Here is a 23,516-nt window from a genome sequence, read left to right on the forward strand (position 1 = left end):
GGCGAATAGCTCATTCCGCTGGTTCGGTTTTTTTGAAAAATCTTGCCCTTTCTGACGAAAAAGCCGGTGATTACCGGTTGATTGCGCCGTCAATAAAGTTAGAAGGTCTGAACGCTGTGACGGGCTGTCTTGTGCGGACCGAACAACCAACGCCAAAAGGCGGGGCACAGTGAAACGAAAAAAGAAAGACCGCTTCAGGGGGGCGGCAAGGAGCTTGAATGCTTGAGCTTGACCAGCTCGTCATGGACTTCAGTGGGTTCAAGGCCGTCAACGGCTGCTCGTTCCGCGTCGAAGAAAACAGCATCACCGGACTGATCGGCCCCAACGGGGCGGGAAAGACGACACTCTTCAACCTCATTGCCGGGGCACTGCAGCCGACGAGCGGCAGCATCCGGTTCCTGGGGGAAGACGTCACGAGCCTTGCCAGCCATCAGCTGTTTCACAAGGGCCTCGTGCGCACGTTCCAGATCCCGCACGAGTTTCACAAACTGACCGCGCTCGAAAATCTTATGATGGTGCCGCCGTCCCAGCCCGGCGAGAGCCTGTTCGCGAACTGGCTCGCGTGGGGGCGGGTCAAATCCTCGGAGCACGACGTGGAGCACAAGGCCTATGAAACGCTCGAGTTTCTGGAATTGAGCCATGTTGCCCATGAACGCGCGGGCAACCTGTCGGGCGGCCAGAAGAAGCTGCTTGAACTGGGCCGCACCATGATGACCGACGCGAAACTGGTTCTGCTGGACGAGCCTGCAGCCGGCGTCAACCGGACCCTGTTGCGCAAACTGGAAACCAAGATCGAGATCCTGAACAAGGACCGCGGCTACACCTTCATCCTGATCGAACACGACATGGAAATGATCGAGAAGCTCTGCGACCCGGTCGTGTGCATGGCAGAAGGCCGGGTACTGATCCAGGGCGATTTCCAGACCGTTCGCTCCGACCCGCAAGTCCTGGAAGCGTATCTGGGCGAAACCACGGGAGATGCCGCATGACTGCGCTTCTGTCGATGGAACGCCTCACCGGCGGTTACGGTGAGGCCGATATCCTGCAGGATGTTTCCCTGTCCGTTTCCCAGGACGAGATTGTCGTCATTGTCGGCCCGAACGGTGCCGGCAAGTCCACGGCCATGAAGTCCGTCTTCGGATTGCTGACCATTCGCGGCGGCAAGATGCTGTTCGACGGCGACGATATCACCGGCTGGGCGCCGAACCGCATCGTTCAGCGCGGGATCTGCTACGTACCGCAGGTGGACAACATCTTCCGGGAAATGTCGATCCAGGAAAATCTCGAAATGGGCGGCTTTCTCAAGACCGGCGATCTGTCGGCGGCCTATGACAGGGTGTATGAACTGTTCCCCGATCTGAAGGAACGCCGCAAGACGCTTGCCGGAAGCCTGTCCGGCGGTCAACGCCAGATGGTTGCCATGGGCCGCGCCCTGATGCTCGACCCCAAGCTGCTTCTGCTGGATGAACCGACGGCGGGTCTGTCGCCGAAATACATGGAACAGATTTTCCAGATCTGCCGCGATGTGCGCGACACCGGCGTTGCCATCCTGCTTGTCGAGCAGCATGCCAAGCAGGCGCTCGCCTTTGCCGACCGGGGATATGTTCTGGCAGCCGGCAAGAACCGGCACGAAGGCACCGGTGCGGATCTCCTGGCCGACCGTGAAGTCGCCGAAATGTTCCTGGGTGGGTGATCGGCATGGATCTTTTTGAGCTTCTGAATTTCTACATCGTGCCGGGCGTCGTGCTCGGATCCATCTATGCCCTGGGTGCGGTCGGGATCACCCTGATTTTCGGCATCCTGCGCTATGCCCATCTCGCGCACGGCGACCTGGCGACCCTCGGGGCGTTCCTGGCGCTCGCTGTCGTCACCGGATTTGGCGTCTCGCCCTATGCCGCGCTACCCGTCGCCATCATCGGAACGGCCGCAGTCGCCGTCGGGATCGACAAGGTCTTCTACGAGCATTTGCGCGAGCGTCCCAAGATCGTGACCGTGATGGCCTCGCTCGGCATCGCGCTGATGATCCGCGCTGTCGTGCAGGTCGTCTGGGGCGTCGACACGCAGACCTACACCCGCGGCATTGTCCGGCCCGAGGACTATTTCGGCATCCGCGTTCGAGACCGGGAGCTCTACACGATCCTGGCGATGGTCGTCCTCGTCGGTTTCCTGCAGGTCTTCCTGACCCGGTCCAAATGGGGCAAGGCCATGCGCGCCATGTCCGACAATCCGAACCTGGCCCTGTTGTCCGGCATCGACAACAAGAAGGTGGTCATGCTGACCTGGGTAATCGCCGGCGGCCTGTGTGCCGCGTCCGGCTTTTTCCTCGGGATCAACACCGAACTGAAGGCGATGATGGGCTGGCACATGCTGCTGCCCATGTTCGCGGCCGCCATTCTCGGCGGTGTCGGGCGGGTTGAAGGCGCCGTGCTCGGCGGTCTGATCGTCGGCGTCGCCGAGGAAGTCTCGGTGCTGTTCATTCCAAGCGAGTACAAGGCCGCCATGGCCTTTGCGATCTTGCTGTTTATGTTGCTTGTGCGCCCGACCGGGCTGCTCAAGGGCAAAGTGCTTTAAGGGGAGGGAGCAGGATGGAACTTCTGGGTCTCGTCAACTACGCCCTCTTCATGGCGATCTTCATCTGCATCTATGCCCTTCTGGCCCTTGGTCTCAACATCCAGTGGGGTTTTGCGGGCCTGTTCAATGCCGGGATCGCCGGTTTCTTCGCCGTCGGTGCCTACACGTCCGCGATCATATCGACGCCGCCGGCAGATGGCCGCATCGGTGGCTTCGACCTTCACTTCGTTGTCGGCTGGATCGCGGCCATGCTGGCCGCCGCTCTCGTGGCCTGGCCGATCGGCAAGATCTGTCTGCGCTTCCGGTCCGATTATCTGGCGATTGCCACCATCGGCATTGCCGAGATCATCCGGCTGGTGATCAAGTCCGAGCCTGCCCTGACCAATGGCGCACGCGGTATTTCCAGCATTCCCCGTCCGGCGGGCGACCTGGCTTACATGGAATCCCAGATCGCCTACCTGGTCATCGTGCTCGCTGTTCTGATCGCGGCCTATTTCCTGGTCGAACGCCAGTTCAACGCGCCCTGGGGCCGCATGATGCGCGCCATCCGCGACAATGAAGACGCGGCCAAGGCAATGGGCAAGAATGTCGAATTCCGCCGCCTGGAAGCCTTCATCTTCGGGGCGGCGCTGATGGGGCTCGGCGGTGCGCTGTTCGCCCACTTCAACCGCTCGATCACGCCGGAGGCCATCGATCCGATGGTGGCGACATTCCTGATCTGGATCATGTTGATCCTGGGCGGATCCGGCAACAATCGCGGCGCGATACTCGGCGCGGCCGTCGTCTGGATCATTTGGTCCGTTTCAGAGATTGCAACCGACCGTCTTCCGACTGAATATGCGGTCCAGGCAAAATACATCCGTCTGTTCCTGATCGGCCTTATGCTGCAGCTCGTGCTGCGCTTCCGGCCGGAGGGGCTGCTCCCCGAGCCATTGAGGGGAGACCAGCGGGTAACGAAATCCGGAGCGGACCAAGATTAGGCCCGTTCCGTGGGTCCCGTCGCCCTGGATTGAAGGGCGCGGGAGCCAAGGTTCCAAAAGACCCGGCAAAGACCGGACCATTGAGGAGGTACTCTTGATGAAAACCAAGTTTCTAGCACTTGCTGCCGGCATGATGGCGGCAACCGCGCTGGCATCCGTGCCAGCCCAGGCCGACGTGAAGATCGGTCTGATCGGCGGCGTGTCCGGCCCGATCGCGGCCATGGCTCCGGCTATGATCGACGCGGCCCAGCTGGCTGTTCAGCAGGTGAACGAGCAGGGCGGTATCGGTGACGGTGAGACGCTCGTCGGCGTCGTCGGCGACAGCGCCTGCAACCCGCAGGGCGGCACGGACGCGGCCACCAAGGCGGTCAACATCGAAGGTGTCGTCGGCATCGTCGGCCCGCATTGCTCGGGCGCTGTTCTGGCCGCTGCCGGATCGGTCACGATCCCGGCCGGCATCGCGCTGATCACACCGTCCGGAACCTCGCCGGAAATCTCCGGCCTGGAAGACAAGGGCACCGTGTTCCGCACCGTGCCGTCCGATGACTACCAGGGCCGTGCGCTCGCCCGCACCATGAAGGACATGGGCTACGGCAAGGTCGCTGTCGCCTATCTCAACAACGACTACGGCACCGGCCTCGCCAATGCATTCAAGGCCGAATATGTCGATGAGCTCGGCGGTGACATCACCCAGTTTGCCGCGCACGAGGAAGGCAAGGCCTCCTACCGCTCGAACCTGGCGGAACTCGCCAAGGGCGGCGCGGACACGCTCGTGATCTTCGACTACGGCGACGGCACCGGTCTGACCATCCTGCGCCAGGCGCTGGAAAACGGTTTCTTCGACAAGTTCGTCGGCGGTGACGGCATGAAGTCCGACGCGGTGATCAACGAACTCGGCGCGGAAAACCTGGCGACCTTCGTGGCGTCCTCGCCGGTCGGTGAAGCCTCCAAGTCGCTGGACATGTTCAACGAAGCCTTCAAGGGCGTCGGCGGCGATCCCGATGCGATCTTCGCGAATACGTCCTATGACGCGGCATTCCTGCTGGCACTGGCCGTTGAAAAGGCCGGCGGCAAGAAGGAAGACGTTGCAGCAGCCGTCGTTGAAGTCTCCGACGGCGAAGGCGAGGCCATTCTTCCGGGTGAATGGAAGAAGGCCAAGGAACTGATCGCGGCGGGTACTGCCATCGACTACAAGGGCGCAGCCGGTGATCACAACTTCGACGCCAAGGGCGACGTTCCGGGCACCTACGCCCTCTTCGAGGTCGGCTCCAACGGCTTCGAGACCATCACCGAGATGAAATAAGCTTTTTTGACAAGAGCATTTCAGGAAGCCGGCGGTTCGAACGAGCTGCCGGTTTTTCTTTGACCTGATCGATCGCTTCCTGCACGTTCTCCTCATCCTGAGAAGCACGGTCGAAACCAAAGTTCCCTCTCCCGGTGGGAGAGGGTCAGGGTGAGGGATCAGACGGTTGCATGTCTTGCCGCGGTTTATCCCCTCACCCGGCGCATGCGCGCCGACCTCTCCCGCCGGGAGAGGTTCCCGGAGCCCTGCCTTGCACTGCGCTTCAGCCGGAATGACGATTTCAAATTCTGTCGATCCACTGGCATGGTTTGGCTACGCCGAACCTGAAAACAGGGCAATGCACCCTTACTCACACGATCCAAACCCGCTATAAGCCCGCGCATGCGTGATCTGGATGTTCTTGTGCTTGGCGGCGGTGCGGCCGGTCTGATGTGTGGAATTGAGGCTGCCAAGCGGGGTCGCAGGGTGCTGGTGATCGACCATGCCAAACGGCCGGCGGACAAGATCCGGATCTCGGGTGGCGGCCGCTGCAATTTCACCAACCTGCACTGCACGCCCGCGAATTTTCTGTCGCAGAACCCGCGGTTCTGCGTTTCGGCGCTCAAGCGCTACACCCAGCAGGACTTTCTGGCGCTTGTCGAAAAGCACCGCATTGCCTGGCACGAGAAAACCCTCGGTCAGCTCTTCTGTGACAACAGCGCCAAGGACATCATCCGCATGCTCCTGGACGAACTCGAGGCGGCGGGCGGAACGCTGCAACTGGAAACCGGCATCAAGGCGGTCGAGAAACCCGACGAATGGTTTTCGGTGGCAACGTCCAAGGGGCCGCTCAAGGCGAAATCGCTGGTCGTGGCGACGGGGGGACCGTCGATCCCGAAAATGGGGGCGACCGGCTTCGGCTACGACCTTGCGAGGCAATTCGGGCTGGAAGTGGTTCCGCCGCGCGCCGCGCTGGTACCATTGACCTTCTCAGATGCCAACAAGGATCTGTGCGCGCGCCTGGCCGGCATTTCGGTCGATGCCTGCGTCTCTTTCGGCAAGACGGTATTTCGTGAGGGACTGCTGTTCACCCATCGCGGCCTGTCGGGGCCGTCGATCCTCCAGATCTCGTCTTACTGGAAAGAGGGCAATCCGATATCCGTCGATCTGCTGCCGCAGACAGATGTGTTCGAGGCCCTGCGGAACGCGCGCCGCGACAGTCCGAAACAGGACCTGAGGACATCCCTCACACAATTGCTGCCCAACCGGCTCGCCGAGGAGCTGGCGAAAGCGTTTTCCCTGGGCGGCCGCCTGGCCGACCAGTCCGACAAGGTGCTGCGGCGGGCATCGGACCAGCTCAACCGCTGGCAGCTCACGCCGGTCGGGACGGAAGGTTACCGGACAGCAGAGGTCACCCTCGGCGGCGTCAGCACGAAGGAACTGTCCTCCAAGACGATGGAAAGCTCCAGGGTGCCCGGCCTTTACTTCATCGGCGAGGTGGTTGACGTCACCGGACATCTCGGCGGGTTCAATTTCCAGTGGGCCTGGTCGTCAGGCCACGCGGCCGGTCAATTTGTCTGAGCGCACGGACAAATGCGACCTGATCATGCGCTGCAGCATTTTTTGATGACCGTTCCTCATTGAGCTGTATACTCGGCGCAAAAAGAGGAACGAATGAAGCGCGTGACCATTCATGATGTGGCTGAAGCTGCGGGCGTGAGCCTGGCGACGGTCGACAGGGTGCTGAACGGTCGCCCGGGCGTGCGCAAGGCTACCATTGAAAAGGTCAGGTCGGCTGCCGACGGGCTGAACTACAAGCCGGATGTCTTTGCCGCCGGTCTTGCCAAGAAACGTGTCTACCGGCTGCATTTTCTTATTCCCGACGGTCCGAATGCCTTCATGGAGGATCTCACGCGCGAAGCCAGGGCACATGCGGAGACCCTGAGCAGCGACCGTGTCACGGTGCACGTGGAGCCGATCGACGCCTTTGACGGCCACCGCGTCGCGGGCACGCTTGCGATCCTGGACCGGTCCGTGTGCGATGGCGTTGCGGTGGTGGCGCCCGCGTTTCCCGAGGTGCGGGCAGCCATCGACCGGCTGCAGGACCGCGGGGTTCCCGTCGTTACCCTCGTGTCCGATCACCCGGTCTCCGCGCGGCAGCATTTCGTCGGCATCGACAACACGGCGGCCGGCCGCACCGCGGGCCGGCTCCTCGGACGGTTTCTGCCCGAGAAAGCCGCAAAGATCGGCCTCATCGCCGGTTCCCTGGGACTGAGAGACCATGCCGAACGGTTCGCGGGCTGCAAGACCATCTTGGAGACGGACTTCCCGCATCTTCAGCTTCTGAAGGTTCGCGAGGGACGTGATGACAACGCCAGGAATGCAGATCTTGTGGGGCGTCTCCTCCAGGATCATGCGGACCTCGCGGGGCTCTACAACATCGGTGCGGGAAACAGGGGCATCATCGCCGCGCTTTCCGAAGGACATCCGCGCAAGGAGATTGTCTTCGTCGGTCACGAATTGACCCCTTACACGCGGGACGCCTTGCAGGCCGGCATCATGGACGCGGTCATTGCGCAGGATCCGGGGCACGAGATCAGAAGTGCCGTCCGGGTATTGAAGGCGCTGTGCGACAAGAAACCCATCATTGAGGGCCAGGAACGCATCGGCATCGATATTTTTCTGAAGGACAATCTGCCCGAAGCGGTTTAGCGCCGAAATCGCGCAGAAAGTGACATATTACACTCAGATTTTTTCGTTGACCTTTGAGACGCCGCACCGCATATCTAGGGCATGCGACTGACACAACAAACAAACTACGCCGTGCGTGCCCTCATGTACTGCGCCGTCAACCCGGACAAGCCGAGCAAGGTCGCCGATATCGCTGCCAGCTTCGACATGTCGGAAACCCACCTGTTCAAGATCATGAAGGTCCTGGTCGATGCCAATCTGATCAAGACCATCCGCGGGCGGAACGGCGGTGTCATGCTGGGCCGGCCGGCGGAGCAGATTTCGGTGGGCGAGGTCGTGCGCGCGGCGGAGGAAAGTTTCCTTCTTGCCGAGTGCTTCGATTCCGGACGCAAGGATTGTCCGCTGATCATGTCCTGCGGCTTCAACGGTCTTTTGCATGAGGCGCTCGAAGCGTTCATGGCGGTGCTGGACACCAAATCGATCGCTGACTTGTCCGAGGACAGGTTCGGCATGCGCGATCTTTTGAAGATCGACGTGACGGACGCACCGATCGCGGCAAATGCCTGAACACGCCACTTCGATGTGTTGACCAGAAGCGCCACTATCCGGTTGGCGCTTTTTTGTTGCGTGACGGCCCGCGCGGAGCGCACCGGCATGCTTATCGATCAGGGATGTTGGAGAAAAGGCCGGGCTGGCTAGCCGCTGAGGGAGAGGAGAGGGCGGTTGGCTGGCCTGGCATTTTTCGTCCGCGGTTTCCCGCGGACCCTGTCTCGTTCAGAACCGGAGGACGCGATTTCCAGTTCCGTCTCGATCAGGCATTGCCTTGATAGGAAAAGTTGAGTATGAGTGTCAAGTATAAAGTTGAGTAAGAAACTCACCTTTTAATCGTTCTGAAATGGACGCCGGGTTGAGCCTCCCTTGATCCGGCAAAACAGCATAGGCCAGGGACCGATAGTGCCATGACACTCACCGCCAACAGCCAGAAGCGACGCCTCTCAATTTCCTCTGCGGGGGGCTCAAGACCCGCCTGGGCGGGCAAGCCTGCCCGCGAACAGAAATCGGAATTTGATTCGCGTGAGCTCTTCAGCGGTCTGAGGCAGATCCAGATTCAGCACAATGAGGACACGTATCGCCTCTCCATTACCAAGCAGGGAAAACTGATCCTCACGAAGTGATACCGGAACACGACCGGAAGCGCCGTCCGTACCCTGAAGGGGGGGGGCGGACCCGAGAAGGGCGATCGTAGAAGCCTCTTAGGGGGCACGCGATTTGCCTGCCCCTTCCCCCGACCCACTTGGGGGAAGGGGACTTGGAATCATCAAACCGTGCCGGAACGGGCGATCTGCAGTCAGGCCGAATAGATTGCAACAGGTTTGCCGACACCGCGCAGGGCGTGTTCGCCCATTTCGTTCAGGCTGGTTTTGAGATCGCCTGCCAGTGCGTTGCGCACCGGTTCGGTCAGGAGAAGTTCCCGGCCCAGGGGTTTGCACAGCGATTCCACACGGCTGGTCTCGTTCACGGCACGTCCGATCACCGTGAAATCGAGACGCTCCTCGCCGCCGACATTGCCGAAAAAGACCTCGCCCCTGTGCAGTCCGATGCCGATTTTAAGCGGATGCCAGAGATCGGGATCCGGCAGGTCGTCGGGTGGTGTTTCGTTCAGGGCCTCGATGGCCTCAAGCGCTGTCCTTGCGGCTTTGACGGCAGCGGTTGCCGCTGCCCCTTCGCCAAGGGCCTTCTGATCGAAAACGGCAAGCACACCGTCACCCATGAATTTCAGGATATCGCCGCCGTGGCTCAGGACGGCGCTGGAGATCCGGTCGAAATACGCATTCAGGATGGCTGTTACCTCGGGACCGCTGAGCCGGTCGGCAAGCTGCGTGAAGCCGCGCATGTCGGCCATGAAGACGACGGCCTGAATGGCTTCGCCGTCGCCGCGCCGGATTTCCCCGTCAAGGACGCGCCGTCCCGCGATCGGCCCGAGATAGGTGTCGGCGACGTTGCGCGCGATGCGCTGGACGATGTGCCGCTCCACATGGAGAGCCAGGAGATCGATCAGCCGGCGGATTTCTTCCTTGTCCGAGGTTTCGAACCCGCCCGGACGCGTCGTTGCGAAAGTCATCGCGTTGAAGGTCTTGCCCGACGCACTCAGCGGAAGCGCAACATAAGAGGTAAACCCCTGATCGGCGAGTTCCTGCATCAGCGGGGAGGACGCCCGGCCGTCTTCGGTTTCCAGGTCGACCTTGATCATCTGGCCTTCCATGATCACCTTGTAGAGCGGATTGCGCGTGAACGCGGCTTCATTAACGGCACCCGCATCGGCGGCAATTTCGTCGCATAACCCGTCGAGACGGCTCCAGAACCAGGAAAACCCGATCACCCTGGGGTGCAGGGTGCCCATGTGAAGCGTGCAGCGGTCAATGCCGAGGTCGGCCGCCTTGCAGCGCCACATGAATTCCTCGAACATCAGCATCACGTTGTCGATCCGCGTCGCCTCGTGCAGCAGCCAGTTGTGCAGGTCTTCGATGCTCTGGTGATCGGGTGCGCAGGCCGGTCCGCGCTGTGACCGGTTGAGAACGTAAACGTGCGGTGCGTAACTGCGCGGTGCGGGATCAAGCACGGTGCGGGTCATACGGTCTCCTGAAGAAGCTGTGTTGACGTTAATCTGGTTTGCCGCGGAGAAACTTCAATCTGTCACGGTCTCCTGGACGATAAAAAAAACCCGGCCTGAGGCCGGGGCTTTCTCGCTGAAAACGCAGACATCACAGTTAGAATGCGGCTTCGACGCCGTGCATTTCGACATAGACGCTTTTCAGCTGGCTGTAATATTCGATCGCCGCGTGACCGTTCTCCCGGCCGATCCCGGATTTCTTGTAGCCGCCGAAGGGCATTTCGATCGGCGTGAGATTATAGGTGTTGATCCAGCAGGTACCGGCCTGCAGCCTGCTGATCACGCGATGCGCGCGCTGAATGTCTTTCGTGAAAACCCCGGCCGCGAGGCCGAATTCGGTGTCGTTCGCTCTGGCGACGACATCGTCTTCATCGTCGAAATCGAGCACGCTCAGAACGGGGCCGAAAATCTCTTCCCGCGCAATTGTCATGGTGTCCGTGACATCGGCGAACACGGTCGGCTGCACGAAGTAACCGTTCGGGAAACTTGCCACCTCGGCGGCACCGCCGCCGCACACGAGGCGGGCGCCTTCGTCTTGTCCGATCTTCAGATAGTTCAGCACCTTGTCGAGCTGTGCTTTGGAGACGAGCGGGCCGATACTGGTCGTCTCGTCGAGCGGATCGCCGAGCACGGCATTCGCCGTTCGCTCGGCAAGGCGCGCGAGGAGCCGTTCCTTGATGGCTGTATGAACGAAAACCCGTGTTCCGTTCGAGCAGATCTGCCCGGTCGAATAGAAGTTGGCATTGATCGCGGCAGACACCGCGTTCTCGATATCCGCATCGTCAAAGATGATCAGCGGCGACTTGCCGCCAAGTTCGAGCGTTGTCTTCTTCAGGTGTTCGCCTGCAAGGGCGGCCACCTTGGCACCGGTCGGGACGGAGCCCGTCAGCGACACCTTGGCAATGTCGGGATGCGCCACCATTTTCGCGCCGACGTCGCCAAATCCCTGGATCACGTTGAAGACGCCGTCCGGAAGCCCGGCTTCGCTCAGGGCTTCGGCGAGCTTGAGCGCGCTCAGCGGCGTTACCTCGGACGGTTTGAAAATCATGGCGTTGCCGCAGACGAGCGCGGGTGCCGATTTCCAGCACGCGATCTGGATCGGGTAGTTCCAGGCGCCGATACCGAAGCAGATCCCAAGCGGTTCGCGCTTCGTGTAGGCAAACGAGCCGCCAAGGTCGATGTGTTCACCGGTAAGCGTAGCGGCAAGGCCGCCGTAATATTCCAGGCAGTCCGCTCCCGATGCCGCATCCGCGACAAGCGTTTCCTGCAAGGGCTTGCCGGTGTCGAGGGTCTCCAGGATCGACAGTTCGCGGTTCTTTTCCCTGAGAATGTCGGCTGCCCGGCGCAGCACGCGGCCCCGTTCGGCCGGGGGCGTCTCCGCCCAGACCTTCTGACCTTTCCTGGCGGCCGAGACCGCGGCCTCAATGACGGCATCATCGGCCGGCGTGATGCGGGCGATTATCTCGCCGGTCGCGGGATAGACGCTGTCGAACGGTGTTCCCGACTGGCTTTCCAGATAGGATCCGCCGACGAAATGTGAGGCATTCGGTTGGGCGCGCATTGAAGTGCTCCTGCAAAAGGTGTGACCGGCGGCCCGGCCAGAATTCAGCGTTGACTGTTTTCCCAGTCCGGGTGGATCCAGGGCTGTTGATTGGAGGCCGGAAGCGGGTCCTTGCCGAGAATGTGGTCGGAAGCTTTCTCGCCCACCATGATGGAGGGGCCGTTCAGGTTTCCGTTTGTGATCAGCGGAAAGATGGAACTGTCGGCGACCCGCAATCCGTCGACACCGATGACGCGGCATTCAGGATCGACCACGGCCAGCGGATCGTCCATGGCGCCCATCCTGCAGGTGCCGCACGGATGGTAAGCGCTTTCCACGTGCTCACGGATGAAATCGTTGAGCTCTTCGTCGCTCTGTACCTTGTCGCCCGGCTGGATTTCCTTGCCGCGATAGTCGGCGAAAGCGTCCTGGCCGAAGATTTCCCGCGTGAGCCTGATGCAGGTCCTGAAGTCTTCCCAGTCTTCATCGTGCGACATGTAATTGAACAGGATGGAAGGCTTGGCCTTCGGGTCGGAGGATGTCAGGGACACGTGTCCGCGCGATTTCGAGCGCATCGGTCCGACATGCGCCTGGAACCCGTGCCCTTCGGCCGCGGCCTGCCCGTCATAGCGGACCGCGAAGGGCAGGAAGTGGTACTGGATGTCGGGATACTTGACGCCGGCCCTGCTGCGGATGAAGGCGCAGCTCTCGAACTGGTTGGACGCGCCCAGGCCGTTCTTGAAGAACAGCCATTGCGCACCGATCAGGGCCTTGGAGAAGAGGTTCCAGTGCTTGTAGAGCGTGATCGGCTGCGAACAGGCCTGCTGGATATAGAGCTCCAGGTGGTCCTGCAGGTTGGCGCCGACGCCGGGGCGGTCGGCAACGACATCGATGCCGAGTTCGGACAGCTTGTCTGCCGGGCCGATGCCCGACAGCATCAGGATTTTCGGCGAATTGATCGACGAGGCGGCAAGGATGACTTCGCGCGCGGCCTTCACTTCCCGGATCTCGCCGCCGATCTCGAATTCGACACCAACGGCCCGGTTGTTCTCGATCAGGACCTTTCGGACAAGGGCGCCCTTGATCAGATCCAGGTTGCCGCGCTTCAGGGCCGGCTTGAGATAGGCGTTTGCGGCTGACCAGCGGCGGCCCTTGTGGACCGTCATTTCCATGTCGCCGAAGCCTTCCTGCTTCTCGCCGTTATAGTCCTCGGTGATCTCGTACCCCGCCTGACGGCCGGCATCGCGGAACGCGTGAAACAGGGGATTCCACTTGGTGCCCCGTTGCACGTGCAGCGGACCGTTTTCACCGCGCCACCCGGCCTGGCCCTGCGGGTTCTGTTCCTGGCGCTTGTAATAGGGCAGCACGTGCCGGTAGCCCCAGCCGCTTGCGCCCATCTCCTCCCAGGTGTCGAAGTCACAGGCATGGCCGCGCACATAGACCATGCCGTTGATCGAGGACGAGCCGCCGATCACCTTGCCGCGAGGCGTCGCCAGGCGGCGGCCGCCAAGATGCGGTTCCGGCTCGCTTTCATAGCCCCAGTCGTAGATCGGCATGTTCATGGGATAGGAGAGGGCGGCGGGCATCTGGATCAGCGGCCCGACGTCCGTACCGCCGAATTCCAGCACGAGAACCCGGTTTTTCAGGTCCTCGGAGAGCCGGCTGGCCATCGCGCAACCGGCGGACCCGGCTCCTACGATGATGAAATCAAACGCGTCGGTCATTGCGAAACTCCGGCTCAGTGGTCCTTGCTGCGGTCCGCATGAGCGGCAATCTGGTTTTCGACATAGTCCTCGACCATCGCGATGGCCGCCTGCCTGTCGGTCTGCGCGTCGCTCAGGGCCTGCCGGATCCAGACCCCGTCGATCATGGACGCGGTGCCTTCCGCAATCCGGCGCGCTTCGTTCCTTGGAAGGAAGAAACGGAGATTGTAGGTCAGGTTGGAGGCAAGCCTTGCGGCATAGATCCGCAATAGACGGCTGTTGCTTTCGGTGGTTCTGGACTGCACGTAGAACGCCAGCCAGGCGGCGATCACTGCGGGCTGAAACTGGTCCACGGCGAAGTTTCCGGCAATGATCGCGGAGATGCGCTCGCGTGGTGTTTCCGCCTTGGCCAGGTTCTCGCGAATGGCGCGCCCGAGCTCGGTCAACAGGTGCCGCATCGTTGCGGCAAGCAATTGATCTTTCGAGCCGAAATAGTGATGCACAAGACCGCCGGAAACGCCTGCACGCTTGGCGATCTGGGCCATCGTTACGTCGCTGTAACCGCGTTCGTGTATCGCATCCACGGTGGCATCGATAAGGCTCCGCCGGCGCTGTGCTTCCATTCCGACTTTGGGCATCCTGGTCTCCGGACTTTTCCGATTCTTATTTTTAATTGATCAATCAATCAATGAAAACTTGCAAAATGTCGCTACGGATGCTTGGATTGAGGCGGGACAGGGGTTGGCAGACCGATTGCGCACGTTTCAGACTGCGCCCTTGAGATCTGGTGGTCGAAGTTTGCGCCTCGGGTGGGACTTTGCTCCCTGCACAAACGATAATTTGCTTTCCAAAGGAGGTTTACTCATGAACATTGCAGCGAAACTCGCTGGAGGTCTTGCATTGGCTGTCATGCTGTCCGGCACGGCAATGGCCAGCGAACCGGAGGCCTGCAAGACGGTGCGTTTCTCGGATGTCGGCTGGACGGACATCACGGCGACCACCGCTGCGACGTCGGTCGTGCTCGAAGCGCTCGGATACGAGCCCGAGGTCAAGATCCTGTCGGTTCCGGTGACATATGCGTCCCTGAAGAACAAGGACATCGACGTCTTCCTCGGCAACTGGATGCCGACCATGGAAGGCGACATCAAGGCCTATCGCGAAGACGGATCCGTCGAGACCGTGCGCGCCAATCTGGAAGGTGCGAAATACACGCTCGCCGTGCCGAAATACACCTACGACAAGGGTCTCAAGAGCTTTGCGGACATTGCCAAGTTCCGAGACGATCTCGACGGCAAGATCTACGGCATCGAGCCGGGCAACGACGGCAACCGTCTGATCATCGGCATGATCGACCAGAACCTCTTCGATCTGGAAGGTTTCGAGGTTGTTGAGTCCTCCGAACAGGGCATGCTCGCACAGGTGGCCAGGGCCGGTAAGCGCGAAAACGACATCGTGTTCCTCGGCTGGGAACCGCATCCGATGAACGCCAATTTCGAAATGGCCTACCTGGAAGGCGGCGATGACATCTTCGGCCCGAACTTCGGTGGGGCAACGGTCTACACCAATGTTCGCGCCGGCTACGTCGGCGAATGCCCGAATGTCGGCAAGCTTCTGGAAAATCTTGAATTCTCGCTTGCGATGGAAAACGAGATCATGGGTGCGATCCTGAATGACGGCGAAGACCCGAACAAGGCGGCGGCCGCCTGGCTGAAGGTTCATCCGGCCACGTTCGAAAGCTGGCTTGTCGGGGTCAAGACCTTCGACGGCGGTGACAGCTTCGCTGCGGTCAAGGGTGCCCTTGGCGTCGAATAGGGCCTGATGCAGCGCCGGTGCGGACCTTCCGCCCGGCGCATTTTTTTTGAACTGAGACGAAGCGGAGCAGCGGCTTGGACTGGCTTACAGAGTACAAATTGCCGATCGGGAAATGGGCGAAAGCCTTCTTTGACTGGCTGACCGTGAATGCCGCCTGGATCTTTGACGGCATCTCCATCTTTCTGGAGTCCCTGATCGACGGGATCCTGTGGTTGCTGCAGACCCCGCACCCGCTGGTCATCGTCGCCATTGCCGCAGGTATCGGCTACGCCGTTCACCGCACAATCGCCTTTACCGCCTTTGTCATTCTCGCGCTGCTCCTGACGATCAACCAGGGCTATTGGGAAGAGACCACCGAAACGCTTGCGCTGGTGCTGGCGGCCGCGGTTGTCTGCATGGTTGCCGGCGTTCCGATTGGTGTTTTGGGGGCGCACAATCCGCGCTTTTATGCCGCGATCCGGCCGGTGCTCGATCTCATGCAGACCATCCCGACCTTCGTCTACCTGATCCCGGCGCTGATCCTGTTCGGGCTCGGCATGGTGCCCGGCCTCATCGCGACTGTCATTTTCGCCATTCCCGCGCCGATCCGGTTGACGCAGCTTGGCGTCTCTTCCACGCCGAAAGCACTGCTGGAAGCGGGCGAGGCGTTTGGCGCGACGAAATCACAGCTCCTCTGGAAGGTTGAGCTTCCCTATGCGCTGCCCCAGATCATGGCCGGTCTCACCCAGACCATCATGCTGTCGCTGTCCATGGTCGTCATCGCGGCTCTGGTCGGTGCCGATGGCCTCGGGGTGCCGACGCTCCGGGCACTGAACACGGTGAACATTGCCCAGGGTTTCGAGGTCGGCGTCTGCATCGTTCTGATCGCGATCGTGCTCGACAGGTTCTTCAGGAAAGAGGAAGGAGGCAAGCGATGACGGAAACAGCCACATCCCCGATCGTCTCCTTCCGCGATGTCGACATCGTTTTCGGAGACGACCCCAAATCGGCCTTGCCGATGATCGACACCGGCAAGACCCGGCAGGAAATCCAGGCCGAGACAGGCCAGATCCTGGGCGTTGCCGGCGCGAGCCTCGACATCCACGAGGGCGAGGTTCTGGTCCTGATGGGGCTGTCCGGCTCCGGAAAATCCACCCTGCTGCGTGCTGTCAACGGTCTCAATCCGGTGATACGGGGCGAGGTCCAGGTTTATGACGGCAGCAGCTACGTAAATCCGGAAACCTGCTCCGCAAACGATCTGAGGGAATTGCGCCGCAGCCGCATTGCCATGGTTTTCCAGCAATTCGGTCTTTTGCCCTGGCGCACCGTTGCGGAAAATGTCGGTTTTGGCCTCGAGCTCGCCGGCATGTCTCCCAAGGACCGCGCGTCCAAGGTGGAGGAACAGCTGAAGCTCGTTGGCCTGTCCGGCTGGGGAGAAAAATACGTTCACGAGCTGTCCGGCGGCATGCAGCAGCGCGTCGGCCTCGCCCGCGCTTTCGCCACGGATGCTCCGATCCTGTTGATGGACGAGCCGTTCTCCGCGCTCGATCCGCTTATCCGCGACAAGTTGCAGGATGAACTTCTGGATCTTCAGAAGGAACTCAACCGGACGATCATCTTCGTCAGCCACGATCTGGACGAAGCGGCCAAGATCGGCTCGCGCATCGCCATCATGGAAGGCGGCCGGATCATCCAGCTCGGAACGCCCCAGGAGATCGTCAAGAACCCGGAAGACGGCTACGTCGCCGACTTCGTCAGCCACATGAACCCGCTCAACGTGCTCAGGGCACGCGACATCATGGTTCCGCCCGGCAGTCTGCCGGGATCCCTGGCGAGCGGGTTGACCTGCGAAGCGGGAACGCCGGTGCGCGAGGTCGCCAGACTGAAACGCTCCAGCACCGAGCCCGTCGTGGTGCAGAAAGACGGCGCCATCGTCGGCGTCATCGGCGACGGTGAACTGCTCGACTGCATGCTGAAATGAGGTGGGGGCGACAAGGCCCTCAACCTCTGCACCACCTACCCGCCGTCATCCCGGACGAACGCGGTGAGATCCGGGATCGGTGAGCCGCTGCGCCGGTTGCTGGTGCCCGGCAGACCCGCAGGCACCGGGCTCCCCGGTCCCGGCTCGCGCTGACGCTTGGCCGGGATGACGATGGCGGGGCTATTGAGGGCGTCACCAAATCCAGTGACCTCATCCTGAGGAGGGCCGGAAGGCCCGTCTCGAAGGATGGGCTGCCTGGCGACGCAGGCGTCGTCTCGACCTTTGCACCACCTACCCGCCGTCATCCCGGACGAACGCAGTGAGATCCGGGATCGGTGAGCCGCTACGCCGGTTGCTGGTGCTCGGCAGACCCGCAGGCAATGGCTCCCCGGTCCCGGCTCGCGCTGACGCTTGGCCGGGATGACGATGGCGGGGCTGTGCAGGGCGTCACCAAATCCAGTGTCCTCATCCTGAGGAGGGCCGGAAGGCCCGTCTCGAAGGATGGGCTGCCTGGCGACGGAAGCGTCGTGTCGACCTTTGCACCACCTACCAGTCGTCATCCCGGACGAACGCAGTGAGATCCGGGACCCACTCGTTTCCTGAGCCGCCATAGGGACTCGGAGAAGCGAACCAATCAAGCGTTTCGGCAAGCCGACAGGCGAGTAGGCCCCGGATCTGCGCTGACGCTTGTCCGGGGTGACACCGTGGCGGTCGGACAGCATAGGCGCTTCAGCTTTCTTGTCCTGTTAATTGAGCCACTTTCTCCTCCTGAGGAGGGCCGGACCGCCCGTCTCGAAGGATGGGCCCCAAATCCGCAGGTGGTGGTTTCTTCCCGTACCAGCCAAGCTGAGACAAGCGCTCCACCTACCCGCCGTCATCCCGGACGAACGCAGTGAGATCCGGGATCGGTGAGCCGCTGCGCCGGTTGCTGGTGCTCGGCAGACCCGCAGGCACCGGGCTCCCCGGTCCCGGCTCGCGCTGACGCTTGGCCGGGATGACGATGGCGGGGCTGTGGAGGGCGTCACCAAATCCAGTGACCTCATCCTGAGGAGGGCCGGAAGGCCCGTCTCGAAGGATGGGCTGCCTGGCGACGCAGGCGTCGTCTCGACCTTTGCACCACCTACCCGCCGTCATCCCGGACGAACGCAGTGAGATCCGGGATCGGTGAGCCGCTGCGCCGGTTGCTGGTGCTCGGCAGACCCGCAGGCAATGGCTCCCCGGTCCCGGCTCGCGCTGACGCTTGGCCGGGATGACGATGGCGGGGCTATTGAGGGCGTCACCAAATCCAGTGACCTCATCCTGAGGAGGGCCGGAAGGCCCGTCTCGAAGGATGGGCTGCCTGGCGACGCAGGCGTCGTCTCGACCTTTGCACCACCTACCCGCCGTCATCCCGGACGAACGCAGTGAGATCCGGGATCGGTGAGCCGCTGCGCCGGTTGCTGGTGCTCGGCAGACCCGCAGGCAATGGCTCCCCGGTCCCGGCTCGCGCTGACGCTTGGCCGGGATGACGATGGCGGGGCTGTGCAGGGCGTCACCAAATCCAGTGACCTCATCCTGAGGAGGGCCGGAAGGCCCGTCTCGAAGGATGGGCTGCCTGGCGACGGAAGCGTCGTCTCGACCCTCGCACCACTTACCAGTCGTCATCCCGGACGAACGCAGTGAGATCCGGGATCGGTGAGCCGCTGCGCCGGTTGCTGGTGCTCGGCAGACCCGCAGGCACCGGGCTCCCCGGTCCCGGCTCGCGCTGACGCTTGGCCGGGATGACGATGGCGGGGCTGTGCAGGGCGTCACCAAATCCAGTGACCTCATCCTGAGGAGGGCCGGAAGGCAATGTCGGGAAGTAAGCATGGCTGCGCTGCGTCAACTTTCCAGGATTTACCCTCTCCCGGTGGGAGAGGGCCAGGGTGAGGGGTCAGATCTCTCAAATACTCGCCAACGCTTTTCCCCTCACCCGGCCTTGCAGGCCGACCTCTCCCCGCGGGAGAGGGAACAGCCGCGGCGGCTAGACCGGTTTTCGATCCACCGACCTCACCCCGTGGAGGACCCAAAACCCCTCCCGAGGCAAATCTCCGAAAATACAAACGGGCAAGGCCGAGCGCGTTGCCTTATCCGATCGAAATCGGCCCGTAAAAGGTGCTCAGCAGGAGCAGGAGAAGCTGGCAAAGCACCACAGCCGGAAAGGTCCAGTACAGGATACGGCGTTCGCGGCTATACTTGGCTGACAGCAGAAAATCATTCATTGCTTTGTTGGACCTTGCGACTTCGCTGGACGCGTCACGATAGTCTTCGGAAAAATGGTATCTGAAGATGAGACGGCCGATAACGCAGAAACATATCAGGAAACCTGCAACCATGCCCAACGTAAGCGACGCAGCCGCGATCTGAGGTATGAGCGGTGATTGCGGTAGCTCCGGCGGCATCAAGGTCTCCGGTTATTGGGAGCAAGGATTGTTAAACGCAAGCTGAGCCCAGTCAGCATCCGAAAGAACAGGCGATAAGTCCGGAAACAAAAACGGGGCCGAATGGCCCCGCCTTCATTTTGGCAGTTTGCCGGGTTCGAAACGAACCCTTGAGGCTCAGAGAAGCTCGAGCTGTGCAGCCTGCTTGCCGCGTCCGCGGCGGTCGTCTTCGGCGACGAAGGAGATCTTCGCGCCTTCGACCGGCGCGCCGAGGCCTGCCTGTTCGAATGCCGTCACATGGACGAAGACGTCCTTGCCGCCGCTATCCGGCGTGATGAAACCGAAACCACGGTCGTGGTTGAAGAACTTGATGGTGCCGTTCTCGCGCATGGAGAAACCTTTCCGTTGTTTGTGCGCCTGCGGGAGGACCTGCAGAGCGCGGATATACGAGAAGTCAATAAGAAACGGAAAGCTTGGCTATTCAGAGCAACGCTTTAGAAGCGCCACCGAAATCAGTCTCACCGGGTCTTTCGTCATGTCCCGTACGGCGCAACGCGCGCCGATGCTCGACAATGTAGGTCTGAGCTAAGGGCGTGGCAAGTGAAACTAGTGTGAGTTTTCTCCGAACCGCCACGAACCACAATTTCCTTGTTACCGTCAATTTCCCGTCATTTTTTCAACAACCAGCGATTCAAAACTTCTGATTGCATCGAATGACGATTGGATACCCAATGATCAGATTTGTTCTTTTTGCTTTGATTTTGACTTTTTTCGCGTACCCGGCGGTTTCCGGGAGTCCGGTTTCCGCTCAGAAAACCTGTCCTCTGGATGGAGAGAAGTTCGAGATCGTCGAAACCGTTTCATGTTCGACGATGGGCCGAACCATGTCATTCAAACCGGTAACCTCCTGCGATTTCGTCACCAGATTGCCGGTTTGTCCCACGACCGGCTTGCCCCTTTACAAGGAGTTCTCCGAAGAGGAGCTGGAACGATTGAGACCGTTTGTCGAGACCGAGGACTACCGGACAATCCGTAATCTTCCGCCGTGGCAGCGCGCCTACAGGATCGCGGAGTACCTTCAGCACACAGGTTCAAAGCGTGGTTTCCAGATATTGCTGATGGCGTTCTGGCACGAGCATAAGTCGTTCCTGAACAACAGCGACCTTGCGGGCAAATTTGTCGAGGAAGCGGAGGGTGAAATGGACAGGGACGATCAGGGTAAGCCGTTCATTGCGGCGATCTTGACTTACGCGTTTGCTGCGTCTGGCGAACCGGAGCAGGCCGATGCCTGGTACGCCAGGGCTACGTCTTTGACCGATGCTCTCGGGACGCAAAACGGCAATGTGGATTTTCTGAGGTCCTACCTGAAACGTCTGGGTGAGTGCCGTGACATGATGACATCTGCGGAGTGCCTCCCAGACGCAGGATTCCGGCCCTGAAACCGGAAAAAAGGCAAATGTGACACCTTGTGACCCCGGTCACAGAGATGGTCGAGAGGCGGCGCTATGGTCTTTTCATGAGCTGAGGCAGGGAAACATTCAGGGCCTCGCAACCATGAAGGGACTTTAGAATGTTTAAGAAAATCGCTACCACCACCACCGCCCTCGCTCTCGTTGCAGGCGTCGTTCTCACTTCTCAGACAACCACTGCCGAAGCCGGAAACGGCTGGCGCGTCGGCGCAGGCATCGCAGGCGGTATCGCCGCCGGTGCCATCATCGGTTCCGCCCTGGCGCGGCCCCGTTACGCACCGCCGACCTACGTTGCTCCGCCGCCGGCCTACTACCCGGCACCGGCTCCGGTCGTCACCTACCGTCCGGCTCCGTGGACCCCGGCCTGGTACAACTACTGCCACGCGAAATATCGTTCGTTCAACCCGAACACCGGCTACTTCCTGGCCTATTCCGGTCAGTACAAGTTCTGCCGTTAAGGCTTTGTAGGTTCCGGAGCCGGGTACCGGCTCCCGCCGAACAAGGACAATGCGACTCAGCCGGTTCAGATGCGGCACAAAGTGCCCCCCGGCGTCTCCCTGCAAGGTCTCCTCCCAACCTTGCAGGGAGTTTTTATTTTGCCCCGGAGATGCGCCTGGCAGCGCGCATGATGGTTTCAAGCTGATTCAGAAACCTTGACCGGTCGGCCTTGGTGAAAGACGGACCGCCTTCGCGGATTTCGCCGGTTTCCCTCAGATGCGTGTTGAGATCGCGCATGGCGAGGCGCATGCCGATGCCGTCTTCCCGGAATGGTTTCCCGGTCGGACCGATCACCAGGGCCCCCGCCTTGACGCAACGCGCCGCAAGCGGCACGTCCGCCGTCACCACGACATCGCCTTCTTTCGCCCGCTCGGCGATCCAGTTGTCGGCCTCGTCCGGTCCTTCGGGGACGACGACCCGCTCGATCAGGTCGCCTTCCGGCAGCCGCATCCAGCTGTTCGAGACGAATTTTATTTCGACCTTGTGCCGCTCGCCGACCCGGACGGCTTCGTCCTTCACCGGGCAGGCGTCCGCGTCCACGAAAAGGATCGTCATGGCTTTTGTCCTGCGTTGTCTGTTTTCAGATAGGTCGTGATTGCCGAAGCCGCGCGATGCGCCGTCGCAAAACAGGCCTGCAGCAGATACCCGCCGGTCGGTGCTTCCCAATCGAGCATTTCCCCTGCGGCAAAGACACCGGGGATCTTCTTGAGCATCAGAGTGTCCTCAAGCTCGTCAAGCGCGATGCCGCCCGCCGACGAAATCGCGCGATCGATCGGATAGGGGGCCTTGCTGCTCAGTTGCACGCGCTTGATGCGGTCCGAAAGGGACGCAGGATCGTCCGGCAGCGGACCGGTTTCGTGCAACAGGGCGACTTCGACAGGCTTCAGTCTGAGTACCTTTTTCAGAAACGTGGACCAGGTCTGTTTTCCCCGGGGACGGGCAAGTTTTTCCGCAAGCTGGCCGCCTGCCAGTGCGGGGCGCAGGTCGATTTCAAGTTCCGCCGAACCGAGACGGTTGATTGTCTCCCGGATTTCGGCGGAAAGGGCATAGACAGCGCCGCCCTCCAGCCCCTTTTCGGAAAGAACGGCTTCGCCAAGCACTTGGTCGCCGGCAAGGCTCAGGCCGATCCGCTTCAGCGGTGCGCCGGAAAACCTGTCTTTCAGAAACGGGCTCCAGGCAATCTCGAAGCCGCAATTCGCCGCCTGGAACGGGGTCACCTTCACGCCGCGATTCTCAAGAACCGGCACCCAGGAGGCGGTCGATCCGAGTTTCGGCCAGCTGGCGCCGCCCAGGGCGAGCAAGATGGCGCGTGCTCCGATTTCGCGTGTCTCTCCGCTGTCCGATTGAAAGTCTGCCGTGTTAGACGCGGACAGTCCCGTGAGCGACTGCCGGGTCCGGAGCGAAACGCCGCGGTCCTGAAGCCGGCGGAGAAGGGCACGCAACAGGGGGGACGCTTTCATCGCGACGGGAAAGACGCGCCCGCTCGAGCCGACGAACGTGTCCTCCCCGAGCCCGTGGCACCAGTCTGTCAGGGCCTCGGGCGGAAACGCCTCGATCAGGGGCGCAAGAAACGGTGCTGCCTCGCGGTAACGGCCAATGAACGCATCCAGGCCTTCGCTGTGGGTGATGTTGAGCCCGCCGCGCCCGGCCATCAGGAACTTTCGCGCTGGCGACGGCATCCGGTCGATGATCTCAACCTTCAGGCCCGCCGCCGCCAACCGGTCGGCTGCGTAAAGGCCGGCCGGTCCGGCTCCGATGACGAGGACATCAAGCATGCCGCCTTATAGGGCGACTTGCGTTGATAACGCCACACCTGAATGGCCTTGCGAACCGGTCAGCACCTTTCGCACCCGCAGCCGCACCGTTTCGGCACGGCCCGGCAAGTTTTTGTTATCCCTCTCGTGAGACCATGAAACGGGAAACAACCAGCCCGGCGGGCG

General features: G+C 61.3%; 22 protein-coding genes. 14 read left to right on the forward strand and 8 right to left on the reverse strand.

Annotated features, from left to right (window positions below; genetic code table 11):
- The first annotated feature begins 218 nt into the window (after nucleotides 1-218).
- The 9 genes from ACO07N_RS13240 to hemP all read left to right on the forward strand — a co-directional run bounded on the left by ACO07N_RS13240 (nucleotide 219) and on the right by hemP (nucleotide 8,699).
- Nucleotides 219-989, forward strand: coding sequence for an ABC transporter ATP-binding protein (locus ACO07N_RS13240; protein ID WP_421981464.1), 771 nt, complete (start codon nucleotides 219-221; stop codon nucleotides 987-989).
- Nucleotides 986-1,693, forward strand: a complete 708-nt coding sequence (locus ACO07N_RS13245) for an ABC transporter ATP-binding protein (protein WP_421981465.1) — start codon at nucleotides 986-988, stop codon at nucleotides 1,691-1,693. Before ACO07N_RS13240 ends, ACO07N_RS13245 begins: the two co-directional genes overlap by 4 nt.
- A gap of 5 nt (nucleotides 1,694-1,698) precedes the next feature.
- Nucleotides 1,699-2,571, forward strand: a complete 873-nt coding sequence (locus ACO07N_RS13250; protein WP_421981466.1) for a branched-chain amino acid ABC transporter permease — start codon at nucleotides 1,699-1,701, stop codon at nucleotides 2,569-2,571.
- Between the two features lie 14 nt (nucleotides 2,572-2,585).
- Nucleotides 2,586-3,551, forward strand: a complete 966-nt coding sequence (locus tag ACO07N_RS13255) for a branched-chain amino acid ABC transporter permease (RefSeq protein ID WP_421981467.1) — start codon at nucleotides 2,586-2,588, stop codon at nucleotides 3,549-3,551.
- A gap of 97 nt (nucleotides 3,552-3,648) precedes the next feature.
- Complete coding sequence (locus tag ACO07N_RS13260) at nucleotides 3,649-4,854, forward strand: ABC transporter substrate-binding protein (RefSeq protein ID WP_421981468.1); 1,206 nt, start codon at nucleotides 3,649-3,651, stop codon at nucleotides 4,852-4,854.
- A 381-nt stretch (nucleotides 4,855-5,235) separates the two neighbouring features.
- Nucleotides 5,236-6,414 (forward strand): NAD(P)/FAD-dependent oxidoreductase, encoded by a 1,179-nt coding sequence (locus ACO07N_RS13265; RefSeq protein ID WP_421981469.1) that lies wholly within the window; start codon nucleotides 5,236-5,238, stop codon nucleotides 6,412-6,414.
- A 93-nt stretch (nucleotides 6,415-6,507) separates the two neighbouring features.
- A complete protein-coding gene (locus ACO07N_RS13270; RefSeq protein ID WP_421981470.1) occupies nucleotides 6,508-7,545 on the forward strand; it encodes a LacI family DNA-binding transcriptional regulator in 1,038 nt (345 codons plus the stop codon).
- Between the two features lie 81 nt (nucleotides 7,546-7,626).
- On the forward strand, nucleotides 7,627-8,091 hold the full coding sequence (gene rirA, locus ACO07N_RS13275; RefSeq protein ID WP_421981471.1) for an iron-responsive transcriptional regulator RirA: 465 nt from the start codon (nucleotides 7,627-7,629) through the stop codon (nucleotides 8,089-8,091).
- 392 nt (nucleotides 8,092-8,483) lie between these two features.
- Nucleotides 8,484-8,699 (forward strand): hemin uptake protein HemP, encoded by a 216-nt coding sequence (hemP, locus tag ACO07N_RS13280; protein WP_421981472.1) that lies wholly within the window; start codon nucleotides 8,484-8,486, stop codon nucleotides 8,697-8,699.
- A gap of 173 nt (nucleotides 8,700-8,872) precedes the next feature.
- Here the strand turns inward: hemP and ACO07N_RS13285 are convergent, their stop codons facing one another.
- From ACO07N_RS13285 to betI, 4 genes are all read right to left on the reverse strand, one after another.
- Entirely contained in the window at nucleotides 8,873-10,156 is a 1,284-nt protein-coding gene (locus ACO07N_RS13285; RefSeq protein ID WP_421981473.1) for an adenylate/guanylate cyclase domain-containing protein, read from the reverse strand.
- A gap of 136 nt (nucleotides 10,157-10,292) precedes the next feature.
- Complete coding sequence (gene betB, locus ACO07N_RS13290) at nucleotides 10,293-11,756, reverse strand: betaine-aldehyde dehydrogenase (protein WP_421981474.1); 1,464 nt, start codon at nucleotides 11,754-11,756, stop codon at nucleotides 10,293-10,295.
- A 44-nt stretch (nucleotides 11,757-11,800) separates the two neighbouring features.
- Nucleotides 11,801-13,459 (reverse strand): choline dehydrogenase, encoded by a 1,659-nt coding sequence (gene betA, locus ACO07N_RS13295; RefSeq protein WP_421981475.1) that lies wholly within the window; start codon nucleotides 13,457-13,459, stop codon nucleotides 11,801-11,803.
- A gap of 14 nt (nucleotides 13,460-13,473) precedes the next feature.
- A complete protein-coding gene (betI, locus tag ACO07N_RS13300; RefSeq protein WP_421981476.1) occupies nucleotides 13,474-14,076 on the reverse strand; it encodes a transcriptional regulator BetI in 603 nt (200 codons plus the stop codon).
- A gap of 226 nt (nucleotides 14,077-14,302) precedes the next feature.
- Between betI and ACO07N_RS13305 the strand changes: the two genes are divergently transcribed.
- The 3 genes from ACO07N_RS13305 to choV all read left to right on the forward strand — a co-directional run bounded on the left by ACO07N_RS13305 (nucleotide 14,303) and on the right by choV (nucleotide 17,210).
- Nucleotides 14,303-15,250, forward strand: coding sequence for a choline ABC transporter substrate-binding protein (locus ACO07N_RS13305; RefSeq protein ID WP_421981477.1), 948 nt, complete (start codon nucleotides 14,303-14,305; stop codon nucleotides 15,248-15,250).
- 74 nt (nucleotides 15,251-15,324) lie between these two features.
- Complete coding sequence (choW, locus tag ACO07N_RS13310; protein WP_421981478.1) at nucleotides 15,325-16,167, forward strand: choline ABC transporter permease subunit; 843 nt, start codon at nucleotides 15,325-15,327, stop codon at nucleotides 16,165-16,167.
- Entirely contained in the window at nucleotides 16,164-17,210 is a 1,047-nt protein-coding gene (gene choV / locus ACO07N_RS13315) for a choline ABC transporter ATP-binding protein (RefSeq protein WP_421981479.1), read from the forward strand. The genes choW and choV overlap by 4 nt, the downstream gene beginning before the upstream one ends.
- Nucleotides 17,211-19,315: 2,105 nt before the next feature.
- Here choV and ACO07N_RS13320 read toward each other — a convergent pair.
- Nucleotides 19,316-19,630 carry a hypothetical protein gene (locus ACO07N_RS13320; RefSeq protein ID WP_421981480.1) on the reverse strand — a complete coding sequence of 105 codons (315 nt, stop codon included), beginning with the start codon at nucleotides 19,628-19,630 and terminating at the stop codon, nucleotides 19,316-19,318.
- A 156-nt stretch (nucleotides 19,631-19,786) separates the two neighbouring features.
- The gene (locus ACO07N_RS13325) at nucleotides 19,787-19,999 is read right to left on the reverse strand and encodes a cold-shock protein (RefSeq protein WP_306141169.1); all 213 of its coding nucleotides are present in this window, start codon (nucleotides 19,997-19,999) and stop codon (nucleotides 19,787-19,789) included.
- Nucleotides 20,000-20,322: 323 nt separating this feature from the next.
- Between ACO07N_RS13325 and ACO07N_RS13330 the strand changes: the two genes are divergently transcribed.
- Both ACO07N_RS13330 and ACO07N_RS13335 read left to right on the forward strand, forming a co-directional pair.
- The gene (locus ACO07N_RS13330; RefSeq protein WP_421981481.1) at nucleotides 20,323-21,048 is read left to right on the forward strand and encodes a hypothetical protein; all 726 of its coding nucleotides are present in this window, start codon (nucleotides 20,323-20,325) and stop codon (nucleotides 21,046-21,048) included.
- 131 nt (nucleotides 21,049-21,179) lie between these two features.
- Nucleotides 21,180-21,536: a BA14K family protein gene (locus ACO07N_RS13335; protein ID WP_421981482.1), complete on the forward strand. Its 357-nt coding sequence runs from the start codon at nucleotides 21,180-21,182 to the stop codon at nucleotides 21,534-21,536.
- A gap of 133 nt (nucleotides 21,537-21,669) precedes the next feature.
- Here ACO07N_RS13335 and ACO07N_RS13340 read toward each other — a convergent pair whose 3' ends face one another.
- A complete protein-coding gene (locus tag ACO07N_RS13340; protein ID WP_421981483.1) occupies nucleotides 21,670-22,131 on the reverse strand; it encodes a YaiI/YqxD family protein in 462 nt (153 codons plus the stop codon).
- Complete coding sequence (locus tag ACO07N_RS13345; protein ID WP_421981484.1) at nucleotides 22,128-23,351, reverse strand: NAD(P)/FAD-dependent oxidoreductase; 1,224 nt, start codon at nucleotides 23,349-23,351, stop codon at nucleotides 22,128-22,130. The genes ACO07N_RS13340 and ACO07N_RS13345 overlap by 4 nt, the downstream gene beginning before the upstream one ends.
- Between the last annotated feature and the right edge of the window lie 165 nt (nucleotides 23,352-23,516).

The organism is Roseibium sp. (genome assembly GCF_965229775.1).
In the GTDB taxonomy this organism is placed as follows: domain Bacteria; phylum Pseudomonadota; class Alphaproteobacteria; order Rhizobiales; family Stappiaceae; genus Roseibium.